The organism is Gemmatimonadota bacterium (assembly GCA_009838845.1).
Taxonomy (GTDB): domain Bacteria; phylum Latescibacterota; class UBA2968; order UBA2968; family UBA2968; genus VXRD01.
Genome location: VXRD01000013.1, coordinates 1 through 21,750, shown reverse-complemented (window position 1 = coordinate 21,750; position 21,750 = coordinate 1). Strand labels below are relative to the sequence as shown.

18 protein-coding genes and 1 pseudogene are annotated in these 21,750 nt (G+C 50.0%); 9 read left to right on the top strand and 10 right to left on the bottom strand.

Annotated elements, in window-relative coordinates:
* Window positions 1-3 precede the first annotated feature (3 nt).
* From F4Y39_01705 to F4Y39_01695, 3 genes are read left to right on the top strand one after another with little or no spacing between them, the layout of a single operon-like run.
* Entirely contained in the window at window positions 4-1,059 is a 1,056-nt protein-coding gene (locus F4Y39_01705) for a hypothetical protein (protein ID MYC12421.1), read from the top strand.
* A complete protein-coding gene (locus F4Y39_01700) occupies window positions 1,056-1,769 on the top strand; it encodes a response regulator transcription factor (protein ID MYC12420.1) in 714 nt (237 codons plus the stop codon). Before F4Y39_01705 ends, F4Y39_01700 begins: the two co-directional genes overlap by 4 nt.
* Window positions 1,770-1,804: 35 nt before the next feature.
* Window positions 1,805-2,527, top strand: coding sequence for an HAD family hydrolase (locus tag F4Y39_01695; GenBank protein ID MYC12419.1), 723 nt, complete (start codon window positions 1,805-1,807; stop codon window positions 2,525-2,527).
* A 64-nt stretch (window positions 2,528-2,591) separates the two neighbouring features.
* Here F4Y39_01695 and F4Y39_01690 read toward each other — a convergent pair whose 3' ends face one another.
* Entirely contained in the window at window positions 2,592-3,698 is a 1,107-nt protein-coding gene (locus tag F4Y39_01690) for a DUF2961 domain-containing protein (protein MYC12418.1), read from the bottom strand.
* Window positions 3,699-4,281: 583 nt separating this feature from the next.
* On the opposite strand from F4Y39_01690, the gene F4Y39_01685 reads away from it, so the two are divergent.
* Window positions 4,282-7,173: a ribonucleoside-diphosphate reductase subunit alpha gene (locus tag F4Y39_01685; GenBank protein MYC12417.1), complete on the top strand. Its 2,892-nt coding sequence runs from the start codon at window positions 4,282-4,284 to the stop codon at window positions 7,171-7,173.
* 83 nt (window positions 7,174-7,256) lie between these two features.
* Here the strand turns inward: F4Y39_01685 and F4Y39_01680 are convergent, their stop codons facing one another.
* The gene (locus F4Y39_01680; protein ID MYC12416.1) at window positions 7,257-7,556 is read right to left on the bottom strand and encodes a hypothetical protein; all 300 of its coding nucleotides are present in this window, start codon (window positions 7,554-7,556) and stop codon (window positions 7,257-7,259) included.
* A 769-nt stretch (window positions 7,557-8,325) separates the two neighbouring features.
* Here F4Y39_01680 and F4Y39_01675 point away from each other — a divergent pair.
* Complete coding sequence (locus F4Y39_01675) at window positions 8,326-9,465, top strand: ribonucleotide-diphosphate reductase subunit beta (GenBank protein MYC12415.1); 1,140 nt, start codon at window positions 8,326-8,328, stop codon at window positions 9,463-9,465.
* A 101-nt stretch (window positions 9,466-9,566) separates the two neighbouring features.
* Here the strand turns inward: F4Y39_01675 and genX are convergent, their stop codons facing one another.
* Window positions 9,567-10,820 carry an EF-P lysine aminoacylase GenX gene (genX, locus tag F4Y39_01670; GenBank protein MYC12414.1) on the bottom strand — a complete coding sequence of 418 codons (1,254 nt, stop codon included), beginning with the start codon at window positions 10,818-10,820 and terminating at the stop codon, window positions 9,567-9,569.
* Between the two features lie 111 nt (window positions 10,821-10,931).
* On the opposite strand from genX, the gene F4Y39_01665 reads away from it, so the two are divergent.
* From F4Y39_01665 to F4Y39_01650, 4 genes and pseudogenes are all read left to right on the top strand, one after another.
* Window positions 10,932-11,777 carry an amidohydrolase family protein gene (locus F4Y39_01665; GenBank protein ID MYC12413.1) on the top strand — a complete coding sequence of 282 codons (846 nt, stop codon included), beginning with the start codon at window positions 10,932-10,934 and terminating at the stop codon, window positions 11,775-11,777.
* 9 nt (window positions 11,778-11,786) lie between these two features.
* Complete coding sequence (locus F4Y39_01660) at window positions 11,787-13,166, top strand: sulfatase-like hydrolase/transferase (GenBank protein MYC12412.1); 1,380 nt, start codon at window positions 11,787-11,789, stop codon at window positions 13,164-13,166.
* A gap of 325 nt (window positions 13,167-13,491) precedes the next feature.
* A pseudogene (locus F4Y39_01655) lies at window positions 13,492-14,601 on the top strand (ATP-binding protein).
* Window positions 14,602-14,697: 96 nt separating this feature from the next.
* On the top strand, window positions 14,698-16,650 hold the full coding sequence (locus F4Y39_01650) for an SWIM zinc finger domain-containing protein (protein MYC12411.1): 1,953 nt from the start codon (window positions 14,698-14,700) through the stop codon (window positions 16,648-16,650).
* A gap of 62 nt (window positions 16,651-16,712) precedes the next feature.
* Here F4Y39_01650 and F4Y39_01645 read toward each other — a convergent pair whose 3' ends face one another.
* The 7 genes from F4Y39_01645 to F4Y39_01615 all read right to left on the bottom strand — a co-directional run bounded on the left by F4Y39_01645 (window position 16,713) and on the right by F4Y39_01615 (window position 21,663).
* Window positions 16,713-17,450 carry a hypothetical protein gene (locus F4Y39_01645; GenBank protein MYC12410.1) on the bottom strand — a complete coding sequence of 246 codons (738 nt, stop codon included), beginning with the start codon at window positions 17,448-17,450 and terminating at the stop codon, window positions 16,713-16,715.
* Window positions 17,451-17,516: 66 nt separating this feature from the next.
* Window positions 17,517-18,506 (bottom strand): hypothetical protein, encoded by a 990-nt coding sequence (locus tag F4Y39_01640; protein MYC12409.1) that lies wholly within the window; start codon window positions 18,504-18,506, stop codon window positions 17,517-17,519.
* Between the two features lie 27 nt (window positions 18,507-18,533).
* On the bottom strand, window positions 18,534-19,421 hold the full coding sequence (locus F4Y39_01635) for a sugar phosphate isomerase/epimerase (GenBank protein ID MYC12408.1): 888 nt from the start codon (window positions 19,419-19,421) through the stop codon (window positions 18,534-18,536).
* 2 nt (window positions 19,422-19,423) lie between these two features.
* Window positions 19,424-20,365 carry a phytanoyl-CoA dioxygenase gene (locus F4Y39_01630; GenBank protein ID MYC12407.1) on the bottom strand — a complete coding sequence of 314 codons (942 nt, stop codon included), beginning with the start codon at window positions 20,363-20,365 and terminating at the stop codon, window positions 19,424-19,426.
* Window positions 20,235-20,510, bottom strand: a complete 276-nt coding sequence (locus F4Y39_01625; protein ID MYC12406.1) for a hypothetical protein — start codon at window positions 20,508-20,510, stop codon at window positions 20,235-20,237. The genes F4Y39_01630 and F4Y39_01625 overlap by 131 nt, the downstream gene beginning before the upstream one ends.
* Before the next feature lie 76 nt (window positions 20,511-20,586).
* Window positions 20,587-21,393, bottom strand: coding sequence for a PHP domain-containing protein (locus F4Y39_01620; protein ID MYC12405.1), 807 nt, complete (start codon window positions 21,391-21,393; stop codon window positions 20,587-20,589).
* Window positions 21,394-21,429: 36 nt separating this feature from the next.
* Window positions 21,430-21,663 carry a hypothetical protein gene (locus F4Y39_01615; GenBank protein MYC12404.1) on the bottom strand — a complete coding sequence of 78 codons (234 nt, stop codon included), beginning with the start codon at window positions 21,661-21,663 and terminating at the stop codon, window positions 21,430-21,432.
* Window positions 21,664-21,750: the final 87 nt, after the last annotated feature.

Below are 21,750 nucleotides of genomic sequence, written 5' to 3'. Positions count from 1 at the left end.
AATATGTCTGAGATCAAAAACCACAGCAAAGCGTATTGGACCTGTCAGATTTTGGGATGGGGAATATACGGCCTGCTCAACACAGTTTTCCTATCTGCTTTTCAGACCATTACCGCACAAGCATTGGGGATCACTGTCTTTGGAAGTGTCCAGCTTTTGTTGTGGACACACCTGCTCAGAACCATATTCAAAAAGCGGCATTGGGTCACACTGCCTTTATGGAAACTCTTTATCAGAGTATTGATAGCCGATCTTGTCATTGCGATTATCAGCCAGAGCATTCAGATCTTTGGTTATCTTTATATAGACGACACGCTTACGATTGAACAATTCCGTTGGAAATTGTATGGCATCCAAATACTCAACACGAACTTTATCCTCTGGATATGGTCACTGTTATATGTCGTGTTCCACCTGTTTGACATAACCAAACGCGGAGAACGCGAAAAATGGGAATTACAAACAGCGGTTCAAGAAGCCGAATTGATGGCACTAAAAGCCCAGATAAATCCCCATTTTCTTTTTAACAGCCTCAACAATATCCGTGCACTGGTCATTGAAAACCCCGCACGAGCACGGGACATGATCTCAAAACTGTCTGAACTATTTCGATACGCGCTACAGGTCAGCAACACCAGAAGTGTGCTATTGAAAGAGGAATTGGCAATTGTGAAAAACTATCTCCAACTCGAAGCCACCCAGTTGGAAGACAGGTTGCGCTATCGATTTGACATTGCGCCAGAAACACGACAAGTCGAAATTCCCCCGATGGCCATACAAACTCTGGTCGAAAATGCCATCCGGCACGGCATTGCACAGCATCCAGATGGTGGCGAAATCTCAATTCGGACAACCCTTCAGCAAACTGCTATGGTGGTCTGCATTGTAAACACCGGCCAAATGAAAAACAACGCAACACCTGACGGCATTGGCCTGCAAAATACCAGAGAACGTCTGCGCCTTTTATTCGGTAACACCGCGCAATTGACAGTTGAAAATACTTCTCAAAATCAGGTTTGTGCAAAGTTTCAGGTACCGCTCACTGGACAACAAATATGAATGCATTGATTGTCGATGATTCCCGACTTGCCCGTCAGGAATTAAAACACTTACTCAAAGCTTTTGAGGCCATCACTGTCGCAGGTGAAGCCGCAAATGCTGATACTGCACGGCAGCAACTCAAAAGATTATCTGTCGATGTGATCTTCCTCGATATTCAGATGCCTGGGCAAGACGGTTTTGAATTGCTCGAAACCCTTGACCAGGTACCACAAGTGATCTTTACAACCGCCTATGACGAATATGCCATTCGGGCTTTTGAAGTAAACGCGCTCGACTACTTGCTAAAACCCATTCAACCTGAACGCCTTGCAAGCGCGATTGAAAAACTACAAGCCCAAACCCTTTCTCCCGATGAAGCTGTTGCACCAGCATTGACAGATTCGAGTCGCGTCTTTGTAAAAGACGGAGACCAGTGCTGGTTTATCACACTCTCAGACATTCAATTATTCGAAGTCTCTGGCAATTACACGCGGGTCTATTTTCAAAAATTCAAACCCCTTATTCCGCGCACCCTCAACCACCTTGAAGAGCGCTTGGACAAACGCATATTTTTTCGCGTCAATCGCCAACAAATTGTCAATTTACAGTATATCGAAAAAATTGAGCCCTATTTTCAAGGCAGCCTGAAAGTGCTATTGAAAGGGGGCTATGAAATAGAAATTTCCCGACGTCAGACACAAAAATTCCGAGAACGCCTGAGTCTTTAATCTGTGCGACCCAGCGCACGACCAATGGGGTAGTGATGAAATTTCAAGCAATAATTTTCGACTTGTTTGGAACGCTGGTTGATAATTTTAGCAAAAAAGAGCACGACAAAGTACATGCATTGATGGCCGAAACGTTGTCGGTGCCATATAAAGCGTTTAGACACGCGTTCGGCTCTTCTTTTTCTAACCGATGCATTGGAAAATTCAGGTCTATAGAAGAGACTATCGCTGTATGTTGCGCTCAAATTGGTCTATCCCCAGACGATTGCAAAATTAACACTGCCGCGCAATATCGATACGACTTCACAATGAGAACACTCAAACCAAAAGATGAAGTCCTGCTTACGCTTCAAAACCTGAAAAATGATGGTTATAAAATTGGACTGATAACAAACTGCGGTCCAGATGTCCCTCTACTCTGGCACACTACTCCTTTATCAGAGCATATCGATTTACCGCTTTTTTCTTGCACAGAAAAAATACAAAAGCCCGCTATTGAAATCTATAAACGGGCACATGAACAGTTGGGACTTCCGTCAAATGTCTGTATTTATGTGGGCGATGGTAGCAGCCGGGAAATGACAGGTGCGAAAGAAATAGGTTTCTTACCCGTGCTAAAGCGAGTCACTTTAGAAGATGTATATGATGACGCAAGACCAGACATAATTGGATGGCGAGGGTTATCAATTGCTGAAATTGAGGAACTGCCAGAATTACTCGCACGCATCAATAGCCCGGATCAGAAGCAAAGGAACTAAACAGCAACGACCCGATCCGTTCTCTTCATCGCCCACTGTTGCTTCTTCTCTCTCATTTCCGCATTCAATCCACCTCGCGCTGCGGCGTCTGATTCGCGCTATCTTGAACCCACTCACCCTCGCGCGACTTCTCTACGGGTTGCCGCTGTGCCACATTCAGAATCCCAAATTTGCGATGCGGCTCTTTTTGATACCAATAAGCCACAGACGCCATCTCATTCGCCAGATGATTGCCGTGCCCGTGCTCAATCGTCACCTTAATCTCCTTTTCAAACCGCACCGGATTGGTCAAATGAAACACATAAGACGTCTGATACCCACCCGTATTCCGCTCGTAAATCGACGACCCATTCATCAAAAACGCATTATCCTGCATCCCCCACGCCTGATTGAGATAATCCTCGCTGCCTGTACCGTGCAACTCCGGCGGCCACTTGTACCCATCCACCCAGATCATATCATCGCCCTCGCCCCACCACGTCCCCTGAAAATTCGTCACCGACAAATTGCACCCGATATAATGTCCGACCCCTGTCGCCTCCAGAATCGCGTAATTACCATCCCACGCCTGCCGCTCAACATTGACAATATTCGCCTCTGGCGTATTCACGCGAATTTCGTGCCCCCAGCCATCGCAGGGATTTTCTCTGTGAAATTGCGCGTGAAAATACGCCGTATCTTCTCCCCAGGGATCGTCGTACAACTCGTAATCCACATAAAAATATTGCCGATAGGACTCATCGCCCTCATTCGTCACCTCAACGCGCGCAGAAAGATTAAACGGCATAAGCAAATAGCAATTCAGCGCGGCATTGGGCACAAACTGATTCTCGCGCTGGGCATTCGCAGACGCGGAAAAGGGCAACGACTGAAAAGACGCGGAAATACCGTGCCCCAAACAAAAGAAATCACCCAACGGCACCTCGACACTCGGATCGTCTTCACCATCCCAAAACATCTTCAAAACCACATTGCGAAAAGCACCCTCCCCGCTTTGCGTCATCCAGATATGCGTAATACAACCCGGTCCCTTGAGATCGGCCAACACGCGCGTCTCACCGCCCTCAATAACCCATGCATCGCCATTGCGTCCACTGTTATCCCAAGATGATGCCCGCAGTGTTCTGGCCTTTTTGGTCTGTGTAAGTGAAGCGAGCAAATGAGCGTCCATTTTTCCTCCTTTTCTCAATTTTTAATTTTCAATTCTTAATACGTCCAGAATATTCGGCATTTTACCCACCGCGTCAAAGGGTTTTTTTTTAGAAAAAACAATACGCGAAAAAAATCTATTGTTTCCCTGTCGTGCATGCGAAATTCGTTTCCTCCAGTCCCCGCTTTTTTGCTCTAAATCTCGCATATACAAACAATTGGACGCACGTACAACACAATACTGCTAAAACTACAATTTACGCACATTTGGTATTGACTTTTTTCATAGACCACCATATATTGTGCTTGCGGTTGTTAGTGAAAATTTATCCACTCTCCCCCTTAACCTGTTTTTTACAAACTCAAACAAATCATTACAACTGCGTAAGTTATTACTATTTTCGGGAAAACAAATCCATTATTCGCGGTCTCTCCCCTCCTCTGCGATTGGGATTTCCAACCTTATGTTTTCCCGATTTGTTGTCTTAAAACACATCCCCAGACTCATCTTTTCAACCCTCCCCGTTGTGACCTTTGTGCAGCGGTTACGGGTTTATTTTTTCTGCCGAAACGCGCGGGAGTAGTTTCGCATTTGGGAGGCATGCATGGCCGAAATAGTTGACACTTTACTGGAAGCGGTTGATTTTGCGGTTCGCAAACGCGATGGTCGGGTCGTGGATTTTGACCGCGCGCGCATTGAACGCGCGATTGAGGCGGCATTTAGAGCCGAGTTGGGCTTGTCCAACGATCATTCATTGCCGCCCAAAATTGGAACCGACGTGTCGGAACTCACCGACGCTGTTATTTCTGAAATTGAAGGGGAACTGCACGAGCCGGATGACAGCGTAGATGTCGAACGCATTCAAGACAAAGTCGAAATCCAATTAATGCGTGCAGGCCACTTTGCGGTCGCGCGACGCTACATCGTCTATCGAGAAGACCACAAAAAAGCCCGCGTACTCAGCGGCAAAGAAGAACCCCAGGACCCCAACGCGCCCAAACTGCGCGTACAAACAGCCGACGGCAAGCGCGAACCCCTCGACGCCAACCGCATTCGCACCGAAGTATTTGCCGTTTGCGATGACGAGGTAGATCCCCAGGCCCTGCTCGACGAGATATATCGCTCCCTCTACGACGACATCAAACCCGACGATATCGAACGCGCCATGATATTGGCAGCGCGCAGCCGCGTGGAAAAAGAACCCGCCTATAGCAAAGTCGCAATGCGGTTGCTCCTCAACGTGATCTATCGCCACGCCCTGGGATTCAAACCCGCGATAGAAGACAGGGACACAGCCTGTCGGCAGGGATTTGCAAAATTTATTGAAACGGGCATTAAAAACGACCGTTTAGATCCCAAATTGCGCGTATTTGACCTGGAGCGTCTATCCGCGGCATTAAAACCCGAGCGCGATGAAGACTTTGAATACCTGGGCGTACAAACCATTTTTGATCGCTATTTGCTCCACGTCAACGAGCGCCGCATTGAAACCCCGCAGTTCTTCTGGATGCGCGTGGCAATGGGCCTGTCCTGGGACGAAGAAGACAAAGAGGCGCGCGCCATTCAATTTTACGAAGTACTCTCTTCCTTCCGATTTGTCTCTGCCACACCCACCCTGTTCAACGCCGGCACCCTGCATCCGCAGTTGTCCTCGTGTTATCTATCAACCGCGCAAGATGATCTGGAACACATATTCAAAATGGTATCCGACAATGCCAAATTATCCAAATGGGCGGGCGGTCTGGGCAATGACTGGACAAATGTGCGCGCCACAAATTCCTATATCCGCGGCACAAATGGCAAAAGCCAGGGCGTCATTCCATTTTTGAAAGTCGTGAACGACACGGCAGTTGCCGTCAACCAGGGCGGAAAACGCAAAGGGGCGGTATGCTCCTATCTGGAAACCTGGCATCTGGACATCGAAGATTTTATGGAGTTGCGCAAAAACACGGGCGATGACCGCCGCCGCACACACGATATGAACACGGCCAACTGGATCCCCGACCTGTTTATGAAACGCGTCATGGAAAAGGGATCCTGGACCCTGTTCAGCCCGGATGAAGTCCCCGACCTGCACGATCTGTACGGCAAAGCCTTTGAAGAGAAATACCTCGCCTATGAACAAAAGGCCGAAGCCGGTGAACTGCAACAATCTCGCCAGATCGACGCCGTGCAATTGTGGCGAAAAATGTTGTCCATGCTCTTTGAAACCGGGCATCCGTGGATCACATTTAAGGACCCGTCCAACATCCGCTCCCCGCAGGATCACGCGGGCGTCGTTCACAGCTCAAACTTGTGTACTGAAATACTGTTGAATACGAGCCGCGAAGAAACCGCGGTATGCAACCTCGGCTCTGTAAATCTCGTGGCGCACATCACACCCACGGGCCTCAACCGCGAGTTGCTGGAAGACACGGTATCGACAGCACTCAGGATGCTGGACAACGTGATAGACATCAATTTCTATCCCACAGAAGAAGCCGCCACATCCAACAAACGCCACCGCCCCGTGGGCCTGGGCGTGATGGGATTTCAGGACGCGCTCTACCTGTTGAATTTGCCCTACGCTTCGCAAGGCGCAGTTGACTTTGCCGACATCAGCATGGAAATGATCTCGTATTACGCGATCCTCGCCTCAACGCGCCTATCCGAAGAACGCGGCACATACCATTCCTACATCGGTTCAAAATGGGATCGCGGTATATTGCCCATCGATACTCTGGCGGTGTTGGGACAGGAACGCGGGGCGTACCTCGAAGTCGATACATCCGCGCGCCTGGACTGGAATGTGGTGCGCGAGGCAGTCGCCAAACACGGCATGCGAAACAGCAACGTGATGGCCATTGCCCCAACCGCCACCATCTCGAACATCTCGGGCGTGACGCAATCCATCGAGCCGATGTATCGCAACCTGTATGTAAAAGCAAATCTGTCCGGTGACTTTACCGTATTAAATCCCTACATGGTCGATGCCTTAAAAGCGCGCGACCTGTGGGACGACCAGATGGTAGATGATCTGAAATACTACGACGGCTCAGTCCAGGAAATCGACCGCGTGCCGCAAGATGTGAAAGACCTCTACAAAACCGCATTTGAAGTGGCACCCGAATGGCTCATCGAATGCGCCAGCCGCCGGCAAAAGTGGATCGACATGGGCCAATCGCTAAATCTGTACATCGCAGCCCCCAGCGGCAAAGCACTGGACGACATGTACAAACTCGCCTGGGTGCGCGGGCTGAAAACCACGTACTACTTGCGCTCGCTGGCAGCGACCCAGATCGAAAAATCCACCATGGACATCAACAAACGCGGCGTCCAACCCCGGTGGATGCAATCCAAATCCGCTTCGAGCGATGTGCAAGTACAACGCGAAGACGCACCTGCAGAAACAGACGCATCTCTCAACGGGCAGGTACACCAACAGGCCCCTGCTACCCCAGCACCAACAGCCGAGTCATGCGATATTACAGACGGGACCTGCGAGGCGTGTCAGTAGGATAAATGCATAGACATCAATAACTAAGGGAGTGCAAAGTAAATCTGCACTCCCTTTTTTATTAATACTTTGTGGGACACCCGTCACGCCGTTACATCTAACATGTGCTCAAATTCATCAAGATTGGACACCTGTATCGCCGCACGGCGTAACTGCTTGAGGTACTGCACGTTGTCAATAGCCGCGATGCGAGCAAATAGGGGATTTGTCTCGCGGAGACCAAATCGAATCTCCAGAACTTCCTGGATACTTTCCTGGATACCTTGTTCAATGCCTTCCTCTCTGCCTTGCTCAATGCCTTCCTCTCTGCCCTGCTCAAAACCTTCCTCTCTGCCTTCTTGCTTAAAGTATTGGATAATGGATGATTCGCGGATCTGATCCATGAGACCCTCCTTGAATTGTAATACACAACAGTCAGAACCCCAGCAAACATCATGCCAATATCACAGCATCGCGCGACAAATGATAATGGACAGCCTCAAATACCCTTATTCTGCATTCAATATGCTGTATTTTACCCTTGTTCACAACGTGAATTTGAGGATCGCCTGCTTGGCGCAGAACAATCTCTGTATATTTTGAGCGATGAATGGGTGGTCATGTAAAAGATATGTACCACATGCCATTTATTCGCCGCGGTGGTTCTTGCATAACATCAATTATATTCAGGGTAGATCAGAGTACCTTTTTGATTATAGATTGTTTTTTTGTTGCATTTTTTGTGTATTTGGGTTGACAATGTGGGTGTTTTTATACTATAATAGGCACGTCTTTACCACAACATTTTGTGCTCGTTTTTTTTTAGTTACAAAGTATTGTGGCGTAAATAAAAGTGCAGCAATAACTTAAAGCAATAGGGGGTAGCGCTTTAAGACCATCCCCTCTCCCTACGACTTCCCCCACCTGATACACAGGTATCGACACAGCCATGGACATAGTGAACGAGTCCCCCTCGTCATGCTTGTCCTTGATTTGTATGACATATCTATCTTGCAGAATGCTACCCACAAAAGTATCGCATGTGTTACCCCTAAAGTAATACATATACATTTTTGAAATTATCATCGTATGCATCTCCCCGCTGAACAATAAAGGAGTTGTGATATGGCTAAGCTCATATTTGAAGACGAAGATGTTGAAAGTCATGCAAATATGGACTACCAAAACGGTGGTCACGCACAGCAAAACGGTATTCATGCACCCGTTGAAGCGGATAACACTGACGTGCCATCCGCGCTGTGTTGTGGTGCCACTGGCGAGGCGTATGACCTGACCAAGCGCATCAACCCGGAAGACAAGCGATTGCTCAACTGCCGGCAGGTAGATGTGAACCAGTTGATGCCTCTCAAATACGAATGGGCATGGGAGCACTATCTCAACGGATGTGCCAATCACTGGATGCCGACAGAAGTGCCCATGCAGCGCGACATAGAACTCTGGCGTTCAAATGCACTGAACGACGCCGAGCGAAAAGTCATCTTGCGAAACCTCGGATTCTTCAGCACGGGCGAAAGCCTCGTCGGCAACAACATCGTACTCGCCATCTTCAAACACATCACAAACTCCGAAGCGCGGCAATACCTCTTGCGCCAGGCATTTGAAGAAGCCATACACACCCATACATTCCACTACATCGTCGAATCCCTGGGCCTGAACGCGCGCGAAGTATTCAACATGTATCACGAAGTCGCCTCCATCGAAGGCAAAGACAAATTCGTTATGGAACTAACCGAAGATGTACTGGACCCCAATTTTACAACACAAAGCATTGAAGGCATACAGAAATTCGTGAAAAATCTCATCGGCTTTTACGTCATCATGGAAGGCATCTTCTTTTACAGCGGCTTTGTAATGATCCTCTCCTTCCATCGGCAAAACCGCATGACCGGCATTGGCGAACAATTCCAGTACATCCTGCGCGACGAAACCATACATCTGAATTTTGGCATCGACCTGATCAACACCATAAAACTCGAAAATCCAGAAATCTGGACAACGGAACTGCAGCGCGACATCTACGACCTCATCCACGAAGCCGTGGAATATGAAGTCATCTATGCACGGGATTGTGTGCCCGACGGCGTACTGGGCCTCAATGAAGACTTATTCCGCGAATACGTGCAATTCATTGCCGACCGCCGATTGGAACGAATCGGCCTACAAAGCGTATATGGATCGAAAAATCCATTCCCGTGGATGGGTGAAACCATCGACATCGCCAAAGAAAAGAACTTCTTTGAAACGCGCGTCACGGATTATCAAAGCGCGGGATCCTTGCAGTGGGATGATTAAACCTGAAACTTGAACAAGAATACATCTATTCAGGCTTGACGGGGGAAGGGAAATCAGAGCCTGATCCAGGGTGGAAGACAAAAATCTTCCACCCTGTTTTTTTATTGATCAGACATGGGAAAAGCCATAACCTCGCTTATAGAAGACGCCCCTGTAAGCAACATAATGAGACGATCCACCCCGAGCGCAATACCGCCAGAAGGCGGCATCCCGTATTCGAGCGCCGCGAGAAAACGCTCGTCAATCGGATAAGCCGGATTCCCCTCACGCACGCGCTGGGCGGCCTCCTCTTCCAACCGCTGGCGTTGCTCATCCGGATCATTCAACTCTGTAAACGCATTGCACAACTCCACCCCCGCAATATAAACCTCAAAACGCTCAGCCAGATCTGGCGCATTGGACTTGCGTTTGGCAAGCGCCGCCATCGGCGCGGGATAATCGTACAAAATCGCGGGCTTCTGCACACCCAGATGTGGCTCAACCCGATCGAGAAAAACCTTGAAAAACGCAACATCCGGCGGATCGTCTTTATCAACTGTCGAAAGTCCCGCCTGCCTGATAAACGCAGCCGTCTCCGAATAGGGATCAGCAGTAATACCCGCATAGCGCAACATCGCCTCTCGCACAGAAATACGTTCCCACGGCGGCGTCAGATCAACCGCGCACTGATCCGTCCGCACAACAGGCTCTCCATATAAATCCGTTGCGAGTTCGGCAATCAAATATTCGGTATCCACCATAATATCGGTATAATCCGCGTACGCGCGATACCACTCCAGCATCGTAAACTCCGGCGTATGCATCCTCCCAACAGGCTCGTGCCGAAACACCTTGCAAACCTGGTATATCCGTTCAAACCCAGCCGCGAGCAGGCGTTTCATCGCATACTCAGGCGACGTATGCAGATAAAACTGATGCATCTCATACATCGTCTGAAACGCCTCGAGATGCGGTTCCATACCCGGTTGCGGCACCATCAGAGGGGTCTCAACCTCAACAAAACCCTTCTCATCAAAAAAGCGGCGAATCCCCGCGATAATTTTGGCGCGCTTGCGCAAATTCGTCTGCACGCTCTGGCTTAAAGGCACCGCGCCATCACGCGACGGCACCAGCACCCGTAGCCCCGTAACAGAAAAACCATTGTCTTTGAAACGACCTTCAACCTCCACAATATCCCCAGTCTTTGCCTCATATGCAGTATCAAAACACAGACACACCGTCCCCGTCTCATCGGAAAGCGAATCTCGCGTCACAAGCCGCCCGGCCACAACCGCAAACGCACCCGACTGAAGTTCACATATCCTGTGAGTACGCTTACACCGTGCGGGATATTGGGGAGATGGATAATCGCGCATCTATAATGTCCTCATCTCTTGATTGACGATCAAATCCGATGTCATATATTACGTGTTATCGCCTTCTTAACGCAAAAAATTTAATCCCCTACAATCACAAAAGGACCCACTATGCGCCCGTACATCTGTTGTCACAACCACATTGGACGAACCATTAACCGCGCACCCACCGTCGGACAAAACGCCCAAATGTGTTTATCCCGCTTTGCCGAAACCGACATTTACGCCGCCATATCAATGCCAACAGCCGTAGGCAGCCCAATCACCCGCGGGATACAGGACATCCGGGAACAAAACGAAGCCATTGCTCGCGCGTGCAAAAAATTTCCCCACGTATTTCCCATAGGCATGGCACTCATTGAGCCGCGATTCGGCGAACTCGGCATCGAAGAAGCCGAAAAAGCCATGGACGACCTGGGCCTCGTCGGAATCGCCGGACATCCCCCGATGAAAGAAGAAATCCTCCCCATGGTAGAAGTCGCAGCCGCGCGAAACGGACTGTGCAACCTGCACTGGCACGACAGCTTGATGGACCGCACCGCCCGAACATTTCCAAACGCACAATTTATCGTACACGCCAGCACCTGGGCTGCGGAAAACCTATCACAGCACGACAACATCTGGTTCGAAGTCGTACAATACCCCGATGGACGGGGATCCACATGGGACTTCAAATGGTTCGCCGATAAAGTCGGACGCGAGCGACTCATATTCGGCGCAGATCTGCCGTATTACGACTATCGCTTTCTCCAGCGCGTAATAGAAGAAGCCGACTGCGACGACGACTTAAAAGATCGAATCGCCCATCAAAATGTCCTGGCCCTGATCAAACAATACAAACCCGACTGGACATTGCCGACGCAGCCGCCTCAAGCCCCCCGTGTGTACGATCCAGACAGACTCTGGGCTTGCAACCCGGATCAGCCAGATCGGCTGACCGTAGATATCTTGCCCTGAGGAACAAAAATGACCGGCAAACAACCAAACATAATCGTATTTCTAACCGACGACCAGGGCTATGGCGACCTGGGCATCTACGGAAACCCGGACCTGGACACGCCCCACATCGACCGCATCGGCCAGGAAGGACTCTGCCTGAATCAGCACTACACCGCATCTCCAATCTGTGCGCCAGCTCGGGCATCCTTTTTAACCGGACGCTACAATCACCGCGTAGGCGCATTGAGTGTAGAATCAAACCGCGGACTGGACCGAATCGCACCCGGCGAATCCACAATCGCGGACTTATTCAAAGCAAACGGCTATGCAACGGGAATGGTGGGAAAATGGCACAATGGACTACACGACATGCGGTATCATCCGAACAACCGGGGCTTCGATGAATTCGCGGGATTCTTGAACGGAGGGATGAATTACTGGAACTGGATCATCGAATACAACGGACAGCCGAAATGGTCAGACGGCCGGTATCTCACCGACGTATTCACACAGGACGCCATTGAATTTATCAAACGGCACAAAACAGAGCCGTTCTTTCTCTACATAGCCTACAATGCGCCGCACGGACCACTCGAAGCGCCAGAAGAAGACATCCGCCCCTTTGAAGAAATGGAAAAATTCACCCGCGCTGTGTGCCTCACCTACGGAATGATCCGGCGGATGGACACCGGAATCGGACAAATCCTGGACACACTCGAACAACACGGCCTGGCGGAAGACACCATCGTACTGTACACCAGCGACAACGGACCGGTCCACCTCGGCAAAAGAGAAAACGACCAAACCCGCTACAACGGACCATTTCGGGGCATGAAATACGATGTACTCGAAGGCGGAATCCGCGTACCGGGCCTCATTCGCTGGCCCGCGGGCTTGCCGCAAGGCGAGACATATGACGGAATGCTGCACTTTACAGACTGGATGCCCACCTTGTTAAACGCCTGCGGAATCGATATGCAGACGTCCACTGACGGGATGGATGTCATCCCCGCATTACAGGGTGAACCCCAAAAACTCCCGACCAAACGATACTGGCAATTCAACCGCTACGACCCCATCGGCACATGCAATGCCGCGATGCGGGATGGGGAATGGAAGCTCTACTGGCCCCGCATTGAAGAAGCCATGCAAAAAATGAAATCGGACAATCCACCATTCCAGAAAAATCTCGAAGTCCCGCATTTTCTCATGAACGTGGAAAACCCACCCGTGGAGCGGATACTATCACCATCCGGCGACCCGGAACTCTACAACATCGACAACGACCCGCACGAAAACATCAACCTCGCCCAACAACAGCCAGACCGCGTACACCGCATGAAACGCGAACTGGAAACGTGGTTTGAAGCCGTAGAAGCGGAGCGGCGGCGCATCGCATCGTCATAAGTGATATTACAGATATAAACTGATGTTAGGCATGTCAGGCATTTTGTCATGCTGAGCGGAGTGGAACGGAGCCGAAGCATCCCTTCCACCTGTGTTGGTATGAGATTCTTCGCCTCCACTGCGTTACGGCTCAGAATGACAGGGGCATTATAGTGTGCCTCTGCGTAACGTCAGATATAAACCTGTAATCGGTACAAATCTCAAGTTTAACTTGAAATATGTACCGATTTGCTTATTTTACCCTTGAGTTACATCAACGCGAACAAGGATCAGCACCGTGATATTGCGACAAATCGCCAGAGAATTGGCCGCGACGGCAAACGAATTTCCCGTAGTGACAATCATCGGTCCACGGCAGGCGGGAAAAACCACATTGGCACGCATGCAATTTCCCAACCACGCTTATGCGAACCTGGAAGCACCCGATATACGCATGCTTGCGACAAGCGATCCCCACGCCTTCTTCTCACAATTTCCCCCACCCGTTATCATCGACGAAATTCAGCGCGTACCCGAACTGCTCTCAACCATCCAAGTCCTCGCTGACAGCAGCCCTCAACGCGGGCAATATATACTCACGGGCAGTCATCAGTTGCGCCTTCAAGAAGCCGTTGCCCAATCCCTGGCCGGACGCACCGCCCTCTTGCGCCTGCTGCCCCTGTCGATATCAGAACTCAAAGCAACCGGTATCACACACACGCGCGACGAATTTATCTACCAAGGCTTTATGCCCCGGCTTTACAACGAAAAAATCAATCCAACTCGCCTGTACCGAAATTACTGTCAAACCTATATCGAGCGCGACATCAGACAAATGATCAACCTCAGACGCCTGATAGATTTTGAGAACTTCATGCGCCTGCTGGCCGGACGCGTCGGTCAGATTTTGAATCTGAGTTCTCTATCTAACGACGTGGGTGTGTCGAGTACCACGCTAAAAGAATGGCTCTCCGTACTCGAAGCATCGCACACCATTTTCAGGTTGAATCCCTATTTTGAAAACTTTGGTAAACGCATCATCAAATCGCCAAAAATCTACTTTACCGATGTCGGACTCGCTTCCTACTTGCTCGGCATTGAATCGCCCGCACTCGCTACCCGGGATCCACTAATCGGCAATCTCTTTGAAAACATGGTCGTCATCGAAGCCCTGAAAGCCAGACTCAACGCGGGAAAAGAGCCTGAACTCTACTTTTACCGCGACAACAAAGGCAACGAAGTAGATCTGTTATTCAGGCAAAACAGGCAGTTAATCCCCATTGAAATCAAATCGGCTATGACCTTTAATCCAGAATTTGCAAAAGGCATCGCACAATTCCAGAAAATCGCGTCATCCGCGCAGAAAGGCCACATCATCTACGCAGGCAATCTCACACCCGAACTGTCCCAGGCCAGCGTACTGCATTTTACCAATATGGATAGCATCTTTCGGTAACATAGATGTGACCTGCTGAATCTGTTGTTCCTTCCAAATAAGCGACTTATATTCACAAAATTCAGGTATTTTATTCCCAAACAAGGACATTGGCCTATGGAAAAAGACGCTTATGCCGACCTCACCTGGGAAGACCTTGAACACTGGGCGGGAACTACAATCGTCAGCAGGGGGCGCACCTACCAGCGCAACAATAGCGTCTCTGATTTGGGAATCACACCCGAAGGCACACTCATCGCCTATGTTCTGGGCAGCACGCGCTATGTCACACAAGTAGCAATCCAGGATGGGGACTTGACCTCTGAGTGTACCTGTCCCTACTGGACAACTTGCAAACACGCGGTCGCCGTGGTATTGGAATATCTGATGTGTTTGAAGAACGATGTTGCAGTACCAGAAATCCCGCAAACAGACCCCCGCCCGGACAGGCTGCGAGAAACCGAGACAACCGGAGAAGAATATTGGGATCCCGAATTGGGCATGTCGGCAGATGTAGAGGAACAACCAAAGGCCGAACAACAGCAGAACACCGAACCCCTTTTAACTTACCTCGAAAAACAGATCAAAGCGCAACTTGTAGAACTACTTGACGAACTCACCGACGTCTTTCCCGATGTACGAGAATTTATAGAGGATCGTCGAAACGTTCGCAGTGGCAATGCCGACACGCTGCACAAAGCGATCAGAAATGAAATAGCAGACATACGAGAACCCGATTGGGACGATTATAATTATAGAGAATATCAGACCGCAAATTTCGACCGTCTGCACGCATATCTCCAGGCACTTCTTCAAGAAGGTCAAGCAGACGAGGTCGTTTATCTGGGCAAAGAGTTGATAGGTACCGTCACTTTTGCCATTGAAACCTATGATCGCGAAGGAGAAATGATTGACAAAGTCAAACCCAGCATCGAAACAGTAATTCAGGCACTGGCCTTATCCTCTCTACCTTCATCCGAACAATTGACATGGGTAGTGGATATAGAACTGGCAGATGATTACGACCTTTGTACTGATGCATTGGAATCTTTTTGGAGTGATCGAGATACAAAATCCGACTGGAGCGAGCTCGCCGACGAATTGCAGAAACGCCTGAATAACATACCTATGTCCAAGGATGCTGAAGGTGATATATCCACTTATCGGCGAGACCAATTGAGCAACTGGCTTATCTCGGCCCTCGAATGTGCTGGACGCGAGGCCGAAATTCTCCCTCTATGTGAGCAAGAGGCCGAAATAACCGGCGACTATGAGCGTCTGATCGATAGACTAATCGCTGAAAACCGCTTTGAAGACGCCGAAAACTGGTGTCACAGGGCAATTGCAAACACAGACCCCAATCACCCTGGCACCCTCTCGGCTCTCAAAGAGAGGCTACGCATCATCCGGGAAAAAACCGGAGACCTATTGGGTGCTGCTGCCTTTCGTGCTGATAACTTTTTCAGGCGACCCTCTCTGCTCACCTTTCAGGAATTGTGCAAATCTGCACAAAAGGCCAAAGTGGGACCAGCGGTCGAAGCATGGGCGCGCTATTTTCTGGAAACAGGACACTTACCGCGAACAAAGGGCAGAAAGCGAAAAGGGGAACCGGATGACAAATGGCCTTTACCGTCAACCGGATTTCATGAAGACATTCGCCCTTCAGAGGGTCCAGTAACCCACACATTGATCGAAATCGCCATTGCTGAAAAACAAATAGAAGCAGTTCTGAAATGGTACGATCTGGAAACATCCCGCACAGATTACCGATGGGGCCATATGCCCGCTTCTTCACTCCAAATTGCCGAGATGGTCAAAGAAAAATATCCAGACCGCACCATAGAGATCTGGAAAGAAATGGCCGAATCTGAAATCAGCCGCGTTGAAGTTTCCGGTTATCGAGAAGCCGGTACCTATCTCCGCGAGGTGCGAGACACGTTAAAGCGTCTCAACAGGGAAAAAGAATGGGAAACGTATTTGAGCGCGTTGAGAGACCAAAACAAAAGAAGACCGCGTTGCCTCGAAGTCCTGGATGGTTTGGCAGGCAAGCGCATCATCGATAGGGAATAGATTATGTATGAGAGATGGTCCAAATCCGAGAAAGCAGCAGCCAAGTGGGCATCGGAGTCGATCTATTCGACCGCAAACAGCCGGTTGCGTGCCGGCAGGCTGACAATCTTCGAGAAATGGTAGATCTGCAAATCGGGGTGGTCGGGATCGACCGTGGTGGGCACTTCGATCACGAAATCGGCGAAATGAGGGACATTAAAAGCCACAAAGGCCAGCATCAGGCAATCGATGAGCCGCTCGGGACGCACCGAAAGGTCCGGGAACGCGATCGGACCCGTATCGACCTGATAGCGGTCGTCGTCACGGCGGGTATTCATCGTCTTAACTGGACATTCAATCAGTGCCCGAAGGCCGGTATCGTCGTTGCGGATCCCGGTCTGCGAAACCAGCGGCGCAAAGCGATACGTCTCCTCGCGAATCGCCGCGTTCGTCGGCAACTCGCGAATCGTTGCGCCTTCGACGAGATGCAGGTCGTAACCGCCGAACATCTCCGTGTACGGGCGCGTTTCCCGATAGCGATCGCTGAGATAGGCATGGCGCCTGAAAATGAGACCAAATCCGGCGCTAAATATCGGCAGGAAATCGTAGTTGTCCTGTATAAACAGATCCTGCTCGTGAAAGGTATTCTCGCTCTTGCATGAGGCTGTCTGGTAGAAATCCTCACAGATCCCCCGCCTGTCGTCAATGATGCGGGTGCGTGACTCGATCCAGAAGCGCGCCTCATTGGCGTCTCCTTTCCCGATCAGGAACGAGCGCCCGTAATCCAGCGGGGTCATGTCGATTTGCATATCGTCATTCATTGGTCTTCCTCTTCCGTTTGCACTTGCCCACCTCCCGGCTCAGCAAGGAACTCACCATTTAACTTCTCATTTCAAAAACCCCTGAACCCTCGGGTGATCGAGCACATCGGTATTGAGCACATCTCTGGGCGTGCGACCTTCAAGCGCGTCAATAATTTGCTCCACACAACACTCATCAAGCCGAATAGCGGATTCCACAGTAATGCCCGCGTTGTGATTGGTACAGATAATGCGGGGGTGGTCTTTGTGAATCGCACGCGTCTGATTAACCGGATCATCGACGAGATAATAATAGAGCCGCTCCTCTTTAATCGCCCGGTTCACCGCCTCGTCATCCACCAGATTGCCACGCGAGGGATTGATCACTGAAGCATGGGGTTTCATCGCACAAAGCAAATCGTAGGTCACAACCGTATCATCGCCCGAAAGATGCAGAGAAATCGCATCGCATTCCTCGAAAAGGACGCGGGGATCATCTACCACCTCGGCATCGTACTGCGCGGCGACCTCATCAATATCCGGACGGATATCATAGACCAGCAAGCGCCCAGAAGCGCCCAGAAGCGGACGCGCGCGCTCCGCCATCGCCTGACCGATCCGCCCCAGCCCCCAAATACCCAGCGTAGAACCTTCCGCGTCATAAGTCCTGATAATCTCAAAATTCCCCGCATGGCTATTTCGATTCAACGTATAAACGCGCTTCAGCGCGGCCATCCACTGCGCGATCGCAAACTCGGCAACCGTAACCATATGCACGGGAGCAACCGTAACAAGAACACCGCAATCGGTCGCGCGCGGCACATCCACCTTTTCAAACCCCACACCCCACCGCGCAACAATGCGCAAATCGCGCGCCATCGCGTAAAACTCGGGCGAGAACACAACCGAATCCGCCAAAACACCCACCACACCCTCGGCGTGTTCAGCACCAAATTCGGTCTCATCGTAAAATTCCACCTCGGCGTATTCGCGCAACCTGTCAATCGCCTTTGTCCGCTCCTCAGATGCAAACTCGGGACCCTGTAATTTATCTGTAATAAGAATTCTTTGAGCCATAGCTTGTCCTTAAAATAAAATTTGCCCCTATCCAATCAGCGGCAACAACGTCTCAGCGGTTTTCTCCACCAGAAAAGTGTAAAATTCCTCACTCAACAGACTACTCCCGTGATCCTGAATAAATTTGAGTTCCTCGGGTGTAATATCAACGGGATTGGTCTCAACCGCATTGGGATATTCATTCGCAGGCGTCCGATCAATCGGCGCGACAAATTCCACAGTCAGCGCGTCATCATAACCTACCTCTTTGAGCGTCGCGACCAATTTTGCCCAATCCCAGTTCCCCAGCCCACACGCCATGCGATTGTTATCCGCCACGTGAAAATCCACCAGCCGGTCGCCGGCATCTCGGATAGCTTGATACGGATCCGCCTCTTCGATATTGATATGAAAAGCATCTAAACACACCCCGCAATTCGCACCCGTCGCCTCTGCCAGAGCAAGAGCCTGAGCACCCCGGGTAATAAAATACGTCTCAAACCGATTGATGGGTTCAATCGCCAGGCGAACCCCCTCACTTTCGGAATGATCGTAAACCTCCTGCATGCCCGCCACAGCCCATTGCCATTCCTCATCAGGCGTGGCATCCGGTTCGATTTTTCCCACAGTAGCCGGCACCACAGTCAGCTCGTACCCATCAAGTTCCTTAACCATCGTAACACAGTCCTTGACGTACTGCACGGATTGTGCCCGAATTCCCGCATCTTTGGCCAGCATATTGCGGTCACCCATCATCAACGTCACCGCCCCCCAGCAGCGGATATTGTACTCATTGAGCAAAGCACGCACTTCTGACGTATCATACCGCTCGGGTTCACCGCTAAGCTCAATACTCTCGTACCCAAATTTTGCCAACCTCTCAAGCGTAACTTCGAGAGACTCCGAGCGCATCCAATTGTGCATAGATAAGTGCATCATCAACCTCCCGGAACAATAAGATCCGGCGTATTTTCAACGCGCCCCCACCAGAGAGAGAGATCAAAAGTGGGATCGCCAGTGAGAAAACGCCAGAACTTAATGCGATTCATAAGTTCAATGCGATGGCGTTGCCCATGCCAGGGAATCTTCTGATTGAGTTTCTGTTTAACCTCGGGACTATCGAGATCGTCGGTATTCCACAGGCGCTGTTGGCGAACCGTGGGATTGAGGCGGAGCTTAAACATATACCGATCTCTATCGGTAAAATTGCTCCTCGCCGAATGCCATATATTGGTATGCCAGAAAAACATCGTCCCCGCCTCGCAAACCGCCTGCACCTGTCCTATGATATTTTGATAGCGTTTGATCTCGGCTTCGTGAACCCGGCGAAATTGCGTGCCCGGCACAAAAAGCGTACCCCCGCTTTCCAGCGGTGTATCTTCTGGAAAAAAGGAAATTTGAATGTCGAAATGCAAATCGCGAATATCGTATTCGGCATCCTGATGCAAATTGGCACCCTTGCGCGTATTTGCCGGCGTAAGGTGCGCCGCGTGATGATCGTATCGCGGATTGGGACCCACCAGACTGTGAATAATCGCCGCCACTTTGGGCAGGCGAAAAACCTTGCCAATAGCTTCATCGGGCCAAACCTCGTTAAAAGACGCGCCCATCGGAGCGCGGCGTCTAATCTTGCCCGCACTCATCTCTTCGTATGCGGCTTCGCAGAGTTCCCGCGGCACCAGATTGTCAAAACGCAAAAAACCCGTGCTTGCGAACTGCGCCATTTCCACAGACGTGAGCAAAAGATTCTTATCCATGTATCGCCTCCATTTTTTCCAGGACAAATTCAAAATCGAGATAATCGTTTTCGTATTCGCGCCCAACTTGCGGTGCTTTGATAAAAGGCACCTGAATAACGCGCCAGCCATCGCGCATCGCATCCAGCACAGAATTATAAGGCGGCTCGGCATCTTCACCTGCAGCCTCAAACATCTCATCAGTTGTCCCATCGTAAAGTGACCAACCAACAACTTCACTCTCCAAACTGGAATTGCCCAGATAGAGAAAGAGAAGTTTTTGTCTCAGTTGTGTTTCGGGCATTCACAGCCTCCTCATTCTGAAATGAATATACGGCATACAACAAAAGTTTGTCCATATTGATTTATATGAGCCCACCCAGATCGAGCATATCGCGCGTAATAAGCGGATCACCTAAGGGACGGGTGAGAAAGGGACCGTGATAATCTGAACCACCGGAAATAAGCAGATTATTTTTCTTGCAAAAATCAACATAGTACCTGGTATCAGAAAGATCATTTACCGAAGGCGAGTAGCACTCGATACCCGCGATGCCAAAGTCGCGCCATTGCATGAGTTGATCTCTGGACATCCGTTCGCCGCCCTGATACACATTGGGATGCGCGAGAAAGGGGAAGCCACCAGCGTCTTTGACCGTCTGGATAACGATCTCAGGCGGAGGGCATTCAACGCGCATATTCAGGTGCTGAGTAATCGCGAAGTACCCGGGAGTACCATTGATGATACCCTGGTCAATAAGGAAATTCAACGACTTCCAGCCGCCGCGTATCGGGTCATAGGTATAGGATTCGTACTGTTCAAAATTGATGCGCGCGTCTTGTTCAGCCAGCAGGCAAACCGTCTCTCGATTGAGGGCGGCGCGCTCCTCGCGGTTGTATGAGAGAAGAGATTGAAGACCCGAGTGCTCAAAGTCAATGCCATAGCAGGTAATGTGATATTCGCGATCGTACAGGGTCGAGATTTCAACGCCGGAGATACAGTGCATACCACGCGCTTCGGCTTCGGAAATCATAGGTTGGCTATTCTGGGTCGTATCGTGGTCGGTAACCGCAAAAGTCGTGATATTGTATTCGGCGAGCAAATTGAGGAGTTCAGACCGCGTCCATGCACCGTCAGATGCGGTCGTGTGCATGTGGAGATCAATGTACATGCAGGTTATTCCTACCAGTACCAATTAAGGGAGTTATCAAACGAGGTTTTCTGTTGGGATCGTTCTTAAAAGATTCCCCATCACTTTTTTTGCATTAAAGATATCGATCAGATAAACCTGATTATCTTTAAATTCAACTGTAAAACCATCACCTTCAATCACCTGGTCAGGTATGCCCCGCATATCCCGCCGAAAAAAGAGAATATTTCCGGTTTGAGGATCGATCTTCTTGTCAAAAAGTTCGGGCTTAAAGTTTAAATCCATATTCATACCAAAATGTAGCAAAATTGAAGCCTAAAAACAGCGACTTTTTTATTTATCTATTTCATAATCAAACACCAGCACATCATCGACAAT

Bases quoted from the DNA above. Each gene is read 5' to 3' on its own strand.
- F4Y39_01615 (MYC12404.1), bottom strand. From the start codon at position 21,663: ATGAATATGGATTTAAACTTTAAGCCCGAACTTTTTGACAAGAAGATC.
- F4Y39_01630 (MYC12407.1), bottom strand. From the start codon at position 20,365: ATGCGATGCGCGATGGCTGGCGCGTTATTCAGGTGCCTTTTATCAAAG.
- F4Y39_01645 (MYC12410.1), bottom strand. From the start codon at position 17,450: ATGAATGACGATATGCAAATCGACATGACCCCGCTGGATTACGGGCGC.
- F4Y39_01620 (MYC12405.1), bottom strand. From the start codon at position 21,393: ATGTACATTGATCTCCACATGCACACGACCGCATCTGACGGTGCATGG.
- F4Y39_01685 (MYC12417.1), top strand. From the start codon at position 4,282: ATGGCCGAAATAGTTGACACTTTACTGGAAGCGGTTGATTTTGCGGTT.
- F4Y39_01700 (MYC12420.1), top strand. From the start codon at position 1,056: ATGAATGCATTGATTGTCGATGATTCCCGACTTGCCCGTCAGGAATTA.
- F4Y39_01650 (MYC12411.1), top strand. From the start codon at position 14,698: ATGGAAAAAGACGCTTATGCCGACCTCACCTGGGAAGACCTTGAACAC.
- F4Y39_01705 (MYC12421.1), top strand. From the start codon at position 4: ATGTCTGAGATCAAAAACCACAGCAAAGCGTATTGGACCTGTCAGATT.
- F4Y39_01665 (MYC12413.1), top strand. From the start codon at position 10,932: ATGCGCCCGTACATCTGTTGTCACAACCACATTGGACGAACCATTAAC.
- F4Y39_01640 (MYC12409.1), bottom strand. From the start codon at position 18,506: ATGGCTCAAAGAATTCTTATTACAGATAAATTACAGGGTCCCGAGTTT.
- F4Y39_01660 (MYC12412.1), top strand. From the start codon at position 11,787: ATGACCGGCAAACAACCAAACATAATCGTATTTCTAACCGACGACCAG.
- genX (MYC12414.1), bottom strand. From the start codon at position 10,820: ATGCGCGATTATCCATCTCCCCAATATCCCGCACGGTGTAAGCGTACT.
- F4Y39_01695 (MYC12419.1), top strand. From the start codon at position 1,805: ATGAAATTTCAAGCAATAATTTTCGACTTGTTTGGAACGCTGGTTGAT.
- F4Y39_01690 (MYC12418.1), bottom strand. From the start codon at position 3,698: ATGGACGCTCATTTGCTCGCTTCACTTACACAGACCAAAAAGGCCAGA.
- F4Y39_01675 (MYC12415.1), top strand. From the start codon at position 8,326: ATGGACTACCAAAACGGTGGTCACGCACAGCAAAACGGTATTCATGCA.
- F4Y39_01635 (MYC12408.1), bottom strand. From the start codon at position 19,421: ATGCACTTATCTATGCACAATTGGATGCGCTCGGAGTCTCTCGAAGTT.
- F4Y39_01680 (MYC12416.1), bottom strand. From the start codon at position 7,556: ATGGATCAGATCCGCGAATCATCCATTATCCAATACTTTAAGCAAGAA.